The 14,540-nt window shown below is 68.0% G+C and carries 12 protein-coding genes; 6 read left to right on the top strand and 6 right to left on the bottom strand.

Features of this window, described 5'->3' with window-relative positions; all coding sequences use genetic code 11:
• Positions 1-74 precede the first annotated feature (74 nt).
• The gene (locus GKZ92_RS15790) at positions 75-1,109 is read left to right on the top strand and encodes a 6-phosphofructokinase (protein WP_155225409.1); all 1,035 of its coding nucleotides are present in this window, start codon (positions 75-77) and stop codon (positions 1,107-1,109) included.
• Here the strand turns inward: GKZ92_RS15790 and GKZ92_RS15785 are convergent.
• Positions 1,106-1,333, bottom strand: a complete 228-nt coding sequence (locus GKZ92_RS15785) for a PspC domain-containing protein (RefSeq protein WP_005197003.1) — start codon at positions 1,331-1,333, stop codon at positions 1,106-1,108. The two genes, GKZ92_RS15790 and GKZ92_RS15785, sit on opposite strands and share 4 nt — an antisense overlap.
• Before the next feature lie 134 nt (positions 1,334-1,467).
• On the opposite strand from GKZ92_RS15785, the gene gatB reads away from it, so the two are divergent.
• On the top strand, positions 1,468-2,973 hold the full coding sequence (gatB, locus tag GKZ92_RS15780) for an Asp-tRNA(Asn)/Glu-tRNA(Gln) amidotransferase subunit GatB (protein WP_006359390.1): 1,506 nt from the start codon (positions 1,468-1,470) through the stop codon (positions 2,971-2,973).
• A gap of 138 nt (positions 2,974-3,111) precedes the next feature.
• On the opposite strand, the gene GKZ92_RS15775 is transcribed toward gatB, so the two are convergent.
• Complete coding sequence (locus GKZ92_RS15775) at positions 3,112-4,215, bottom strand: PQQ-dependent sugar dehydrogenase (protein ID WP_006359389.1); 1,104 nt, start codon at positions 4,213-4,215, stop codon at positions 3,112-3,114.
• Positions 4,216-4,319: 104 nt separating this feature from the next.
• Here GKZ92_RS15775 and GKZ92_RS15770 point away from each other — a divergent pair, with 104 nt between their 5' ends.
• Complete coding sequence (locus tag GKZ92_RS15770; RefSeq protein ID WP_230461814.1) at positions 4,320-5,525, top strand: DoxX family protein; 1,206 nt, start codon at positions 4,320-4,322, stop codon at positions 5,523-5,525.
• Between the two features lie 73 nt (positions 5,526-5,598).
• Here the strand turns inward: GKZ92_RS15770 and ilvD are convergent, their stop codons facing one another.
• From ilvD to GKZ92_RS15755, 3 genes are all read right to left on the bottom strand, one after another.
• Positions 5,599-7,443: a dihydroxy-acid dehydratase gene (ilvD, locus tag GKZ92_RS15765; protein WP_006359387.1), complete on the bottom strand. Its 1,845-nt coding sequence runs from the start codon at positions 7,441-7,443 to the stop codon at positions 5,599-5,601.
• 277 nt (positions 7,444-7,720) lie between these two features.
• Positions 7,721-9,064, bottom strand: coding sequence for a magnesium transporter (gene mgtE / locus GKZ92_RS15760; protein WP_035751250.1), 1,344 nt, complete (start codon positions 9,062-9,064; stop codon positions 7,721-7,723).
• Positions 9,065-9,143: 79 nt separating this feature from the next.
• Positions 9,144-9,590: a PH domain-containing protein gene (locus GKZ92_RS15755; RefSeq protein WP_006359384.1), complete on the bottom strand. Its 447-nt coding sequence runs from the start codon at positions 9,588-9,590 to the stop codon at positions 9,144-9,146.
• A 334-nt stretch (positions 9,591-9,924) separates the two neighbouring features.
• Between GKZ92_RS15755 and GKZ92_RS15750 the strand changes: the two genes are divergently transcribed.
• The 3 genes from GKZ92_RS15750 (at position 9,925) to ilvC (ending at position 13,495) form a co-directional block, all read left to right on the top strand.
• Positions 9,925-11,886, top strand: coding sequence for an acetolactate synthase large subunit (locus GKZ92_RS15750; protein ID WP_006359383.1), 1,962 nt, complete (start codon positions 9,925-9,927; stop codon positions 11,884-11,886).
• The gene (gene ilvN, locus GKZ92_RS15745; protein ID WP_005199381.1) at positions 11,883-12,386 is read left to right on the top strand and encodes an acetolactate synthase small subunit; all 504 of its coding nucleotides are present in this window, start codon (positions 11,883-11,885) and stop codon (positions 12,384-12,386) included. The genes GKZ92_RS15750 and ilvN overlap by 4 nt, the downstream gene beginning before the upstream one ends.
• A 95-nt stretch (positions 12,387-12,481) precedes the next feature.
• Positions 12,482-13,495, top strand: a complete 1,014-nt coding sequence (ilvC, locus tag GKZ92_RS15740) for a ketol-acid reductoisomerase (RefSeq protein WP_006359382.1) — start codon at positions 12,482-12,484, stop codon at positions 13,493-13,495.
• 162 nt (positions 13,496-13,657) lie between these two features.
• On the opposite strand, the gene GKZ92_RS15735 is transcribed toward ilvC, so the two are convergent.
• Positions 13,658-14,323 carry a S1 family peptidase gene (locus GKZ92_RS15735; RefSeq protein ID WP_155225408.1) on the bottom strand — a complete coding sequence of 222 codons (666 nt, stop codon included), beginning with the start codon at positions 14,321-14,323 and terminating at the stop codon, positions 13,658-13,660.
• Between the last annotated feature and the right edge of the window lie 217 nt (positions 14,324-14,540).

Genomic DNA, 14,540 nt, shown 5'->3' with positions numbered 1-14,540 from the left:
CGTGCTCAGCGGGGAGGACACCCGCGCACTAGATTGGGTGTGTTCGTCGCGTTCGAGAGGGAGGGTCTCACCACATGGCCAAGAGATTCGGCATTCTCACCTCCGGTGGTGACTGCCCCGGTCTGAACGCCGTCATCCGCGGTGCGGTGCTCAAGGGTGAAACCGTCTACGGTCACGAGTTCGTCGGCTTCAAGGACGGCTGGGCCGGTCTCGTCTACGGCGACATCATGGAGCTGAACCGCTCCACGGTCCGCGGCCTGTCGCACGAGGGCGGCACGATTCTCGGCACGAGCCGCTTCGGGCCCTACACCGAACCCGACGGTGGGCCCGACACCATCAAGAAGGTGCTCAAGAACCTCGGTATCGACGGGGTCATCGCGATCGGCGGCGACGGCACGGCCGCGGCGTCGAAGCGTCTGTTCGACGACGGCATCAACATCGTCGGCGTGCCCAAGACCATCGACAACGACATCGACGCCACCGACTACACGTTCGGGTTCAACACCGCCGTCGAGATCGCGACCGAGGCCATCGACCGCCTGCGCACCACCGGCAACTCGCACAAGCGATGCATGGTGCTCGAGGTCATGGGCCGCCACGCCGGCTGGATCGCGCTGCACTCGGGTATCGCCGGCGGTGCGCACGTGATCCTCATCCCGGAGAACCCCGAGAGTCTCGACCAGATCTGCGCCTGGGTGACCAGCGTCAAGGCCCGCGGCCGTTCGCCGATGGTCGTCGTCGCCGAGGGGTTCAAACTCCCCGAGATGACGGAGGCGTACTCCACCAAGGGCCTCGACGGCTTCAACCGTCCGCGGCTCGGCGGCGTCGGCGAGGTGCTGGCCCCGCTCATCGAGGAGCGCACCGGCATCGAGACGCGGGCCACCGTGCTCGGCCACATCCAGCGCGGCGGCGTGCCGTCGGCCTACGACCGCGTCCTCGCCACCCGCATGGGTATGGCGACCGCCGACCTGGTCGCCGAGAAGGGCTGGGGTCAGATGGTCGCCCTCCACGGCACCCGGATCGACCGGATCACCTTCGACGAGGCGCTCGGCGAGCTCAAGACCGTCCCGCTGGATCAGTACAAGGAGATCCGGGTCATCTTCGGCTAGACCGGCACGACTGCCGCCGGTTCGCGCGGGATGATGATCCACAGCGCGAGGTAGATCAGGACCTGCGGGCCGGGGAGCAGCATCGACAGCACGAACAGGACGCGGACCAGGGTCGGGTCCCAGCCCCAGCGTTCGGCGATGCCGCCGCAGACGCCACCCAGCCAGGCGTTCGAACGGGAGCGCGTCAGTCGCGGGGCGGACGAAGCGGGCTGTGCGGTGGTCATCGGGGTCTCCCTGCTGATCGAGGTGATGTGGGTCGGTGAACTGATGTCTACGACGGTAGGTCCGTCGACCCGTTCCCGGCATCGGTGATCACCCTGAACGTTCCCCTGGGATATCGCCGCATAAACTGGCAGCCATGACTTCCGCCGCCGTCGAACTGTTGGAGTACGACGAGGTCATCGCCGCTTTCGATCCGGTGATGGGCCTCGAGGTGCACGTCGAGCTGGGTACCGCGACCAAGATGTTCTGCGGATGCCAGACCGACTTCGGCGCCGAGCCCAATACCCAGGTGTGCCCGGTGTGCATCGGCCTGCCCGGTTCGCTGCCGGTCGCCAACGCCAAGGCCGTCGAGTCCGCGATCCGCATCGGCCTGGCACTGAACTGCTCGATCCGGCCGTCGAGCAAGTTCGCGCGGAAGAACTACTTCTACCCGGACCAGCCGAAGAACTACCAGATCTCGCAGTACGACGAGCCCACCTCATACGACGGCTACCTCGATGTCCTGCTCGCCGACGGCACCACGTGGCGCGTCGAGATCGAGCGCGCACACATGGAGGAGGACACCGGCAAGTCGCTGCACATCGGCGGCGCCACCGGTCGTATCCACGGTGCGAGCCACTCGCTGCTCGACTACAACCGCGCAGGCGTCCCGCTCGTCGAGATCGTCACCCGACCCATCGTCGGTGCGGGGGACCGTGCTCCCGAGGTCGCACGCGCGTACGTGACCGCGCTGCGCGACCTGCTCAAGTCCCTCGACGTGTCGGACGTGCGAATGGACCAGGGCTCGATGCGCTGCGACGTGAACCTGTCCCTGATGGCCAAGGGCGCGAGCGAGTTCGGGACCCGTACCGAGACCAAGAACGTCAACTCGCTCAAGAGCGTCGAGATCGCCGTCCGCTACGAGATGCGCCGTCAGGCAGCGATCCTGCAGGCCGGTGGCGAGATCGTGCAGGAGACCCGCCACTTCCACGAGACCGACGGCACCACGTCGGCCGGTCGTCGCAAGGAGACCGCCGAGGACTACCGCTACTTCCCGGAGCCCGATCTGCCTCCGGTGCAGCCGGATGCGGCGTGGATCGAAGAGCTGCGCGCCACCCTGCCCGAGCTGCCGTGGCTGCGCCGTGCCCGCATCCAGGAGGAGTGGGGTGTCTCCGACGAGGTCATGCGCGACCTGGTCAACGTCGGCGCCGTAGACCTGATCATCGCCACCGTCGACGCCGGTGCCTCACCCGAGGCCGCCCGCGGCTGGTGGGTGTCGTTCCTTGCGCAGCAGGCCAATTCGCGGGGCGTCGAACTCGACGGTCTCGCCATCACGCCGGCGCAGGTCGCCGAGATCATCGGACTCGTCGACGAGGGCAAGCTGACCACCAAGCTCGCCCAGCAGGTCGCCACCGCGGTGCTCGACGGTGAGGGCGAGCCGAAGCAGATCGTCGCCGACCGCGGCCTCGAGGTCGTCCGCGACGACTCCGCACTGCAGAAGGCCGTCGACGACGCACTCGCCGCCAACCCCGACATCGCCGAGAAGATCCGCGGCGGCAAGGTCCAGGCCGCAGGCAAGATCGTCGGCGACGTCATGAAGGCCACCCGCGGACAGGCCGACCCGGCGCGCGTCAAGGAACTCGTCCTCGCCGCCTGCTCGTAGACGCCACCTCCGCTGCGAGGCGTGAGGAGCGACAGCGACGACCGGCAGACGTCAGCTCCACCGGCAGACTTCGATCGAAGTCTGCGAGTCGAGATGAGGTTCGCCGGTCATCAGCGCTCAGGGAGCGGTGGCGCCCGGTCAGGTCCGGTCGTTGCCGCCGCCCTGCGGGAGGAAGCGGAACACGCGGTCGTCGGTCGGCTTCGGATTGCCGGCCTGCTTGTTGACCGTGGCCACCTGCAGGAGTCCGTTGGGCAGGGCCGCCATTCGGCCGAGCGCGCCGTAGCGCTTCTCGAGCGCGACGACCGGCGGCGTGATCGTCGGGTCCTCGAGGGTGGGTTCGCGGATGCCCTCGATGCGCTGGGTGCGGGTCGTCGAGACGAAGATGCTGCCGCCCGCGACACCGCATCCGGCGATCTGCGGCTTGTCGGGCCACGTCCACAGGACCTTGGGGCCGCCCTCTTCGATGACCTGCACACGGTCCTCGGTCGCCGTCTGGTCGGCGACATAGATGGTGCCGGAGGACTCGTTGGGGCACAGTGCGACCGATGATCCGAAGCCGGAGGCCAGGATTCGCGGGCGCGGACTGACACCCGAGGTGAACGAGGTCACCAGCAACAGCTTTCCGGCCAGCGACGACGGGTCGTCGGCGGCCGCGGGGTTCCCGGCGTCGCCCGTGGCCACCACGAGTTCGGTGGGCGTGCGGAAATACATCGAGCCCATGTTCCCGGTGGCGCCCTTGGGGATTCCGGTCAGGATCGGCTTCGGCACATCGTCGGGGGCCAGCCGCACGATCCGGTTGTCCGACGGCGTCGTGATCAGTGCGTATATCAGACGGTCCTGGGAGTAGGTGGGGGAGAAGGCGAAATCGATGAGTCCGCCGTCGCCCGAGGCGTCGACGGGTGCCTGACCGAGGACCCGTTCGGGGCCATAACGCTTGGTGGTGATGATCTTTCCGGTGGTGCGTTCGGCGACCACCGTGACCTCGCCCTGCTCGTCACCGGGCATCACCCCGCCCGTCGACGCGAGGCAGGTCGCGATCACCGCGGGGTCGGGGTCGACGCACGGACCGGTGGGCGGTGGCTGGGTGTCCCGCGGCGTCTCCGGCGGCGGCGTCGGCTCGGCCTGACCGCTCGGACGGTTGTTGGGACTGAACGCGCCGGCCTCCCGCTGACGGTCCTGTTCGGTGAAGTTCGCGCAGCCGCCCACGGTGAGCGCGATCACCGCCAGAACGGCCACCAGCATTCGGCCTGTCGGCCGCCCCTTCCACATGGCGTCCACAGTAATGGTGTGCCGACACCCCGCCGGGGTGCGGGGACCGCACCCCGCGAGCCTCTAGAGTCGGGCTTGTGAGCGAACGCGACACGCCGAGCGCCAGGGAGCCCGATACGTCGAGCCCGCCCGCGATGAGCCCCTACGACGAGCCGACCGGCCAGATCCCGGTCCAGGATCATCCGCCGACCCCCGCACCGCGGCCCGAGGTCGATCGCGATGACTTCTACAACCGGCACGCGCGGCGGCCGGCACCGTATGCGCGGGTCGACGACCTGGACGACATCGACCCCGGCGACGTGGAGACCCGACAGACCAAGGGGAGTGCGGACAAGCCGCCGGCCACACCCCTCCCCGTACCCCCGCGCGTCCCGGAATCCTCGAAGGCCCCGGAACCTCCCCGCACGCCGGAAGCCCCGCACGCGTCGGAGCCCGATGTCGAACCGACCGTCGCATTCGAGCGTCGCGCGGCAGCCGGTTCCGACGCCGGCGACATCCCCGCCGACGACACCGCGACCCGGCCCGAACCCGCGTTGCCGCCGGTCGGCGCCGCTCGCTACGACTTCCTCGACGAAGACGACACCGCCGGCCGCCACAGCGCGAACCCGGCCGATTCGAGCGCCGCGGACACCGCCCTGCTCGACGAGGAGCCGGAGCGCAGGAGCCTGTTCGGTCGTCGCCGGAACCGGACTCCCGAGGACGAGTACGAAACCAAATCGGTCGCCGACGACGACCTCGAAGACGCGCTCGCGAAGTCCCGACGCGGCACCCTCGACCTCGGCCTGTTGCTGCTGCGCATCGCGCTCGGCGGTTTCGTCGGCGCGCACGGACTGCAGAAGCTGTTCGGACTGTGGAACGGGCCGCGCCTCAGCGGTTTCGAGCAGATGCTCGTCGACGGCGGATTCAACGCCGACTATGCGCAGATCCTCGCCATCGTCGGCGCACTCGCGGAGACGGTCGGCGGGCTCATGGTCATCCTCGGCCTCCTCACCCCGATCGGCGCCTCGGCCATCCTCGGCACGATGCTCGTCGCCGCGGCGTACCGGGTTTCCGCGGCCGGCGGCTTCGAGTTCTTCGCCGCCGCACAGGGAGCGGAGTACGAGCTGTTCCTTGCGGCCACCGCGGCCGCGGTCATCCTCACCGGGCCGGGCCTGTACTCACTGGACTACCCGCGCGGCTGGGCACGCCGACCCTTCGTCGGGTCGTTCGTGTGGCTGATCGTCGGCATCGGTGCAGCCGTCGCCGTGTGGATCCTGGCGAACGGGACCAACCCGCTGAACTGAGCTCCGCGCACAGACAACAGTGCGGGGTGCGTACCGACATCCGGTACGCACCCCGCACTCTGTGGTTCAGTGGTCAGTCGACCTGACGGACCGCGCCCTTGTCGGCCGAGGTCGCGAGCTTCGCGTAGGCGCGGAGCGCGGTGGTGACGGTGCGCTCGCGGTCCTTCGGCTGCCACGGACGCTCGGAGGCCTCCATCTTCGCGCGGCGCTCGGCGAGCACCTCGTCGTCGACGAGCACCTCGAGGCGACGGGTCTTGACGTCGATGAGGATCTGATCGCCGTCCTCGACGAGTCCGATCGCACCACCCGACGCCGCCTCCGGCGACATGTGGCCGACCGACAGACCCGACGATCCGCCGGAGAACCGGCCGTCGGTGATGAGGGCGCACTTCTTGCCCATGCCGGTGCCCTTCATGAAGGCGGTCGGGTGCAACATCTCCTGCATGCCCGGCCCGCCCGCGGGGCCCTCGTAGCGGACGACGAGCACCTCGCCGGCCTGGATGGTCTTCGACAGGATGACCTGAACGGCCTCTTCCTGGCTCTCGACCACGCGGGCCGGACCCTCGAAGTGCCACAGGTCCTCGTCGATGCCCGCGGTCTTGAGCACGGCGCCGTCGGGAGCGAGGTTGCCGCGCAGGACGCACAGCCCACCTTCGACGGTGTACGCGTGCTCGAGGTCGCGGATACAGCCGCCGGCGGCGTCGGTGTCGAGCGAACTCCAGCGGTTGGCCGTGGAGAACGGGGTCGTGGTGCGCACGCCACCCGGCGCGGCGTGGAACAGTTCGACGGCCTCGTCGGTCGCCTTGCCGCCGCGGATGTCCCAGTCGTCGAGGGCCTGGGCCAGGGTCGGGCTGTACACGGTCGAGGTGGTGTCGTCGAGCAGTCCGGCACGGCGGAGCTCCCCGAGGATCGCGGGGATTCCGCCGGCCCGGTGGACATCCTCCATGTGGTAGTCGGAGTTGGGGGAGACCTTCGACAGGCAGGGAACGTTGCGGCTGATCTCGTCGATGGTCGACAGATCGAAGTCGGCGACCTCGCCCTCCTGCGCCGCGGCGAGGATGTGCAGCACGGTGTTGGTCGAGCCGCCCATCGCGACGTCGAGCGCCATCGCGTTCCGGAAGGCGGTCGGGGTCGCGATGCTGCGCGGCAGCACCGATGCGTCGTCCTCGCGGTACCAGCGGTTCGCGGCGTCGATGACGACCTTGCCGGCGCGCTCGAACAGCGCACGACGCGCCTCGTGGGTGGCCAGCGTGGACCCGTTGCCCGGCAGGGCGAGTCCAAGGGCCTCGGTGAGGCAGTTCATCGAGTTGGCGGTGAACATGCCCGAGCACGAGCCACAGGTCGGGCAGGCGGACCGCTCGACCTCGCTCAGCCCGTCCTCGTCCACGTCGCTGTTCGCGGAGGCGGAGATCGCGGTGATCAGGTCGGTGGGGGCCTGGGCGACGCCGTCGACGACGACTGCCTTGCCGGCCTCCATCGGACCGCCGGACACGAAGACGGTCGGGATGTTCAGGCGCATCGCGGCATTGAGCATGCCGGGGGTGATCTTGTCGCAGTTGGAGATGCACACCAGCGCGTCGGCGGTGTGGGCGTTGACCATGTATTCGACGGAGTCGGCGATGATCTCGCGGGACGGCAGCGAGTAGAGCATGCCGCCGTGACCCATCGCGATGCCGTCGTCGACGGCGATGGTGTGGAACTCACGCGGGACGCCGCCCGCGGCCCGCACTGCGTCGGCGACGATGTCGCCGACATCCTTGAGGTGCACATGGCCCGGCACGAACTGCGTGTACGAGTTGGCGATCGCCACGATGGGCTTGCCGAAATCGTCGTCGGTCATACCGGTGGCGCGCCACAGGGAGCGTGCTCCGGCGGCTTCGCGGCCGACGGTGGTGGTGCGTGACCTCAAGGCTGGCATGGGTTCCTCAATATCGATCGTCGGGTCGGGCAGAGTCGGCGTCGCCGAACGGCTTCGGGCGCTGCTGGGCCGAAGTCGTTCTCCGCGTCGGACTCTTGGCGTCAACACCGCGATCCCGGGGGTTTGTCTCACTCGGGCTGTGTGGTCCCGGGACCTGGGTTGAACGGCGTCGCACGCTGAGGGTGGGCGTCGCGAGTCGCCGAGAGACCAGGCTACTCCGCTGTGACATGCGGAAACAAAACGATTCGGACGTGCCCCCGGTGCTCCGGTGGTGACCTCAGATTCCCAGAACCGCCTTGGCGATGGAGAAGTAGACGATCAGGCCGGTCGCGTCGCAGAACGTCGAGATGAACGGGGTGGAGAAGACGGCGGGGTCCACCCGGATGGATTTCGCGACGAGCGGCATCACGCCGCCGACGGTCGCCGCCATCGTGCAGATCGACACGATCGTCAGCCCGATCACCCCACCGATGTCGACGCCGTAGACCAGTGCGGCGACGGCGAACCCGACGACGCCGAGCAGCGATCCCATGGTCAGCCCGACCCGGACCTCCTTGGCGGCGACCCGGACGACGTCGCGAGTGGTGACGTCGTCGGTCGCAAGGGCACGAGTCACGGTCGTCGCGGCCTGCGATCCGGTGTTGCCGCCGATGCCGGTCAGCAGTGGGATGAACAGCGCGAGGGCGACCTTCTGCTCGAGGGTGCCCTCGAAGATCTCCAGGACGTTGACGGTGAGGATCGCCGACACCGCGAGGACGAACAGCCACACGATGCGGGCGCGGGTGATCGACAGGATCGATGCATGGAGGTACGGCTCGCGGAGCGGCTCGCGGGCGCCGGCACGGGCCTCGTCGGTGTCGCGGGCCTGTTCGACGACCTCGACCGCGTCGTCGATGGTGAGGACGCCGACCAGCCGGTTGTCGCGATCGACGACCGGCATCGCGAGAATGCCGCGGTCGACGCATCGTTGGGCGGTGGCCTCGGCGTCGTCGTCGGCGTGCGCGAACATCGGCCTGCTCATCAGGTCGGCGATGGGTTCGTCGGGTTCCGCGAGGAGAAGGTCGCGGAGGCTGACGACGCCGCACAGGGACCGCGCGACGTCGAGGACCGGCACGGTGTAGATCGTCTCGGCGGCGTGGCCGCGGTCCTTGACCCGGGTGAGTGCGGCACCCGCGGTCTCGTCGCGTCGGGCGTGGACGAACTCGGGACTCATCCGACGCCCGACCGAACCGCGCGGGTAGCCGAGCACGACGGCGGTGACGTCGCGTTCGGCGGGGGTGAGTTGCTGGATGAGTGCGCGGGCGACGCCGGCGGGCAGTTCGTCGAGGAGTTCTGCACGGTCGTCGGGGTCGAGGTGGTCGAACGCCGCCACCACCTCGGCCGTCCCGAGATCGTCGATGAGCCGACGCTGGGAGCCCGCGGAGAGATCGTCGAAGACCTCCACGGCGAGATCCTTCGGGAGGAGACGGAAGGCCACGCCCCGCGCCTGGTGGGACAGACGGTCGAGGAGCGCGGCGATGTCACCGGCGGGCAGTGCGGACAGCGCGGTCGCGGCCGCTCCGAGTTGACCGTCGGAGATCAGGTCGTCGAGTTGGTTCGCGTCGAGCATCGCGTACGTCACCCGACGAGCCTATCGGCTGGTGTCGGTGTCAAAGCCGTTCGCGCAGCGACGATTCTGTGCCGCCGGGGACGGGTCGGGCCTACTTGTCGCGGTTTGCGGCGGCCTCGAACGGATCCGGGATGCGGCCCTTGCTGACCACGTTCAGCACCGGGAGATCGCGAAAACCGATGGCGGGCAACTTGACCCGCTCACCGTCGGGGCGGACCGCACGCACCGAGCTCCACTTGGGGAACTGCAGGCCGGCGATCTCGGACCAGGGGAGTTCGGTCGTGGACAGGGCGCCGACCGCGCGCACTCCGTCCTCGGTGACGACCGTGCGGAGGCGGTGGATCCACATGTACAGAGCCACCGGGGCGACGAAGAGGAAGGCGAACCAGTACGACGCGCCGAGCAGCAGGACCACCACGAGCGCGACCATCGGCACCGTGAAGTAGGCGACACGGTTGATGCGGAAGACCACGGGATAGGGGATCTCCGCCGAGTCGTCGGGTGTCGAGGCGGCGGGGTCGCTGGAATCAGTCGGCACACATCCATTGTGCCAACACGGCCACGGTGAACGCGGCGTCGGGTCTACCGGGCAGTAGTCGGTGAGACGTCCGTCACCACCTGTGCGTTCCCATGATGTGGGACGGCGTGGTCCGGAGTTTGACTCAGAACGACGCACGGTCCTACCGTGATCTACGTGATGACGAACGGGATCCTCGTAGTAATCGGCTGGCGCGTCGCCTGACCGGTCACCTCGCAGACCCCTACCGGCATCGACGCGCCACCCTCGAACAGCGGAAGCTGTCGGGGGTTTTTTCATGTCAGGTAGTCACATCACCCCACCACCGAAATACAGACAAGATGAGGATCGTGCAGTGAGCGCACCAACAGCACGCACCGACGCCGGCCGGAATGAGCCGACGCGCAACGCCGGACTGCGTCAGCAGTCTCCCGCGGCGGGCAACCTCCGTGCGGTAGGTCAGCACACCGTCGCGCCGGAGCGCGTCAGCGGTGCGCAGTCTGTGGTCCGATCGCTCGAGGAGCTCGGGGTCGAGGTCGTCTTCGGCATCCCCGGCGGCGCGGTCCTGCCGGTCTACGACCCGCTGCTGGACTCCACCAAGGTTCGCCATGTCCTCGTGCGCCACGAGCAGGGTGCCGGCCACGCCGCCACCGGCTACGCACAGGTCGCCGGTCGTGCCGGCGTCATGATGGCGACCTCGGGCCCCGGTGCCACCAACCTGGTGACCCCGCTGGCCGACGCGCAGATGGACTCCGTCCCGGTCGTGGCGATCACCGGCCAGGTCGGCCGCTCGCTGATCGGCACCGACGCCTTCCAGGAAGCCGACATCTCCGGCATCACCATGCCGATCACGAAGCACAACTTCCTGGTCAGCCGTGCCATCGACATCCCGAAGACCATCGCCGAGGCCTTCCACATCGCCGAGAGCGGCCGTCCCGGTGCGGTCCTCGTCGACATCCCGAAGGACATCCTGCAGAGCCAGACCACGTTCTCGTGGCCGCCGCAGATCGACCTGCCCGGCTACCGTCCGGTCACCAAGCCGCACGGCAAGCAGGTCCGCGAGGCGGCTCGCCTGATCAACGCCGCCAAGGCGCCGGTCCTCTACGTCGGGGGCGGCGTCATCAAGGCCAACGCCTCCGAGGAGCTGCTCGAGCTCGCCGAACTGACCGGCATCCCGGTCGTCACGACCCTGATGGCGCGTGGCGCGTTCCCCGACAGCCACGACCAGCACCTGGGCATGCCGGGTATGCACGGCACCGTGGCAGCCGTCGGCGCCCTGCAGCGCAGTGATCTGCTGATCACCCTCGGCGCCCGGTTCGACGACCGCGTGACCGGACAGCTCGATTCCTTCGCGCCCGACGCCAAGGTCATCCACGCCGATATCGACCCGGCCGAGATCGGCAAGAACCGTCCGGTCGACGTCCCGATCGTCGGCGACTGCAAGGCGGTCATCGCCGAGCTGACCGAGACGCTGCGCGACGAGCGGGCGACCACCGGCACCACACCGGACCTGTCCGAGTGGTGGACCTACCTCGACGGCATCCGGAAGACGTACCCGCTGAGCTACGACCGTCAGACCGACGGTTCGATGTCGCCGGAGTTCGTCATCCAGGCGCTGGGCAAGGCCGCCGGACCCGACGCGGTCTACTGCGCCGGCGTCGGCCAGCACCAGATGTGGGCCGCACAGTTCATCTCCTACGAGAAGCCGCGCACCTGGCTCAACTCCGGTGGTCTGGGCACGATGGGCTACGCGGTGCCCGCCGCCATGGGCGCCAAGGCCGCCGCACCCGACACCGAGGTGTGGGCCATCGACGGCGACGGCTGCTTCCAGATGACAAACCAGGAACTGGCCACCTGCGCGATCGAGGGCATCCCGATCAAGGTCGCGCTGATCAACAACGGCAACCTGGGCATGGTCCGGCAGTGGCAGACCCTCTTCTACGAGGAGCGGTACTCCAACACCGACCTGGCGACACATTCGCGGATGATCCCGGACTTCGTGAAGCTGTCGGAAGCGTTGGGCTGCGTCGCTTTCCGCGTCGAGCGTGAGGAGGACGTCGACGACGTCATCGCGCAGGCACGGGCGATCAACGACCGCCCGGTCGTCATCGACTTCATCGTCGGCAAGGACGCCCAGGTGTGGCCGATGGTCGCCGCGGGCACCGGCAACGACGAGATCATGGCGGCCCGCAACATCCGGCCGCTGTTCGACGACGACGAGGCGGCTTCCGACCCGGTCGACATCCACGAGACCATGACCAAGCCCGATGCAGCGGCCCCGGCCGACGCGCCGGCAGCGAAGAAGGACCAGAAGTGAGCACCACCCACACCCTCAGCGTCCTGGTGGAGGACCGGCCGGGCGTCCTGGCCCGCGTCTCCGGACTGTTCTCGCGTCGCGGGTTCAACATCGAGTCGCTGGCCGTCGGACCGACCGAGCTCAAAGGGATCTCGCGGATGACCATCATGGTCTCCGTCGAGGACTTCCCACTCGAGCAGGTCACCAAGCAGCTGAACAAGCTGGTGAACGTGATCAAGATCGTCGAGCAGGACCCGGCCAACTCCGTGTCCCGCGAATTGATGATGGTCAAGGTCCGTTCGGACTCGACCGTGCGCACCGAGGTCATCGAAGTGGTGAACCTGTTCCGCGCCAAGGTCATCGACGTGTCGCCGGAGTCGCTCACCATCGAGGCAACCGGTACGTCGGAGAAGCTCGAGGCTTTGCTGCGGATGCTCGATCCTTACGGCATCCGTGAGATCGCCCAGTCCGGCGCCGTTGCGCTCGGACGCGGACCGAAGAGCATGTCGGCCAACCGCTGACCTATACACTCCGCTGGAAACAGCGGCGAGAAATTTAAAAGTCCCTCGGCGAGAGAGAAAATCGCGAGGGGCGCCACATATCGAAGGGAAACAAAGTGGCCATCGAACTGTTCTACGACGACGACGCGGATCTGTCGATCATCCAGGGTCGCAAGGTCGCGGTGATCGGCTACGGCAGCCAGGGCCATGCGCATTCGCTGTCGCTGCGTGACTCGGGCGTCGACGTCGTCATCGGCCTGCGTGAGGGTTCCAAGTCCAAGGCCAAGGCGGAGGAGCAGGGCCTCAAGGTTCTGACCGCTTCCGAGGCTGCTGCCTGGGCCGACGTCATCATGGTCCTCGCACCCGACACCTCGCAGGCACAGATCTTCACCGAGGACATCGAGCCGAACCTCTCCGACGGCGACGCGCTGTTCTTCGGTCACGGCCTGAACATCCACTTCGGTCTGATCAAGGCTCCGGAGAACGTCACCGTCGCCATGGTCGCCCCGAAGGGCCCCGGCCACCTCGTTCGTCGTCAGTTCGTCGACGGCAAGGGTGTGCCCGCGCTCATCGCGGTCGCCCAGGACCCGAAGGGTGAGGGCCAGGCTCTCGCTCTCAGCTACGCCAGCGCCATCGGCGGTGGGCGCGCCGGAATCATCAAGACCACGTTCAAGGAAGAGACCGAGACCGACCTCTTCGGTGAGCAGGCCGTGCTCTGCGGTGGCACCGAGGAACTGGTCAAGGCCGGCTTCGAGGTCATGGTCGAGGCCGGTTACGCACCGGAGATGGCCTACTTCGAGGTGCTGCACGAGCTCAAGCTCATCGTCGACCTCATGTACGAGGGTGGCATCGCCCGCATGAACTACTCGGTCTCCGACACCGCCGAGTTCGGTGGCTACATCTCGGGCCCGCGTGTCATCGACGCCGACACCAAGGAGCGCATGCGCGCCATCCTGAAGGACATCCAGGACGGCACCTTCGTCAAGCGCCTCGTCGCCAACGTCGAGGGCGGCAACAAGGAGCTCGAGGGCCTGCGCAAGCAGAACGCCGAGCATCCGATCGAGGTCACCGGCAAGAAGCTGCGTGACCTGATGAGCTGGGTTGATCGTCCGATCACCGAGACCGCCTGACTCTCTCTGCTCTGACCGCGGGCCCGCACCTTTCGAGGTGCGGGCCCGCCGTCGTCGGAGCGCAAAAGGGTGGGATCACGAGAGGTGCGGCGGGGCAGAAGATGTCCCGGAAATGCACAACGCCCCGGGTGTGAACCCGGGGCGTCGCGAGGGGAAGTTCGATCAGGCGATCGTGAATCCCTTGTACTCGGGGACCGAGGCCACCCGGTTGAGGATCGGCTTGATGTTGGTGCCGGTCTCCGGGCCGAAGCAGCCGAGGAAGTAGTAGGCGTTCACCATGCCGACGAGGCGGTCGCCGACGACGACGGGACTGCCGGAGTCGCCTTCGATCACGCACAGCTGGCTCAGGTGGACGTCACCCTCGGAGAACCAGGCGATACCACAGGTGTTGCCGGTGGTGCGGCCTTCTTTGCACGCGATGGTGGGGAAGCCGATCGGCCGGGGATCGACCGATCGGATCGTCACGCCGCGGACGGTGCGCAGCGGAACCACACGCGAGGCGTCCATCTCGATGATCGCCATGTCGAGGTCGGAGAACGAGTGGGTGATGGTGCCGGCCTGGCCGCGGTCCTGGAAGGTCTCCGAATAGACCTTCTGACCTGGGTTACCGCAGTGTCCCGCGGTGATGCCGATGAGCTTGCCGGTCTTGGAGCGGCCGATCGTCGTCAGGGTGCAGGCTGCAGCGGAGTTTCCACCTTTGAGGACAAGAATTCCCGAGCCGCCCCCGAGGAAGATCTTCGCCGGGGCCGCGACCGCGACGCCCGCTCCCCAGCCGGCGAGCACCGTCGCAGCCAAAACCGCCAACAGTGCCGTCAGCTTCTTCGTCATCCGCTCTCCACTTCTGATTCGCAATGCGCCGAAACGCCTGCCGGAACTGGTCGCGGCAGGCGGTCAAAACACACCGTACCGGGACTCTCCGGCTTCGCTCCTGCGTGGGATCGACCCGCGGTCGGTTTGCAACCCTTCCGTGATGCTTGCCGCAGCGCGTCGTAACCCCCGTCACACTCTACCCAGCCGCACGTACACGGCTCCTCTTTTGGGGTAG

It is taken from the genome of Gordonia sp. 135, assembly GCF_009720185.1.
Classification (GTDB): domain Bacteria; phylum Actinomycetota; class Actinomycetes; order Mycobacteriales; family Mycobacteriaceae; genus Gordonia; species Gordonia alkanivorans.
The sequence above is the reverse complement of the archived record's forward strand: the minus strand, read 5'-3'. Positions and strand labels throughout refer to the sequence as shown.

What these genes read in the sequence shown, in the direction of transcription:
- GKZ92_RS15735 (WP_155225408.1), bottom strand. Translation starts at nt 14,323, where the DNA reads ATGACGAAGAAGCTGACGGCACTGTTGGCGGTTTTGGCTGCGACGGTG.
- GKZ92_RS15785 (WP_005197003.1), bottom strand. Translation starts at nt 1,333, where the DNA reads ATGACCACCGCACAGCCCGCTTCGTCCGCCCCGCGACTGACGCGCTCC.
- GKZ92_RS15790 (WP_155225409.1), top strand. Translation starts at nt 75, where the DNA reads ATGGCCAAGAGATTCGGCATTCTCACCTCCGGTGGTGACTGCCCCGGT.
- GKZ92_RS15775 (WP_006359389.1), bottom strand. Translation starts at nt 4,215, where the DNA reads ATGCTGGTGGCCGTTCTGGCGGTGATCGCGCTCACCGTGGGCGGCTGC.
- ilvD (WP_006359387.1), bottom strand. Translation starts at nt 7,443, where the DNA reads ATGCCAGCCTTGAGGTCACGCACCACCACCGTCGGCCGCGAAGCCGCC.
- gatB (WP_006359390.1), top strand. Translation starts at nt 1,468, where the DNA reads ATGACTTCCGCCGCCGTCGAACTGTTGGAGTACGACGAGGTCATCGCC.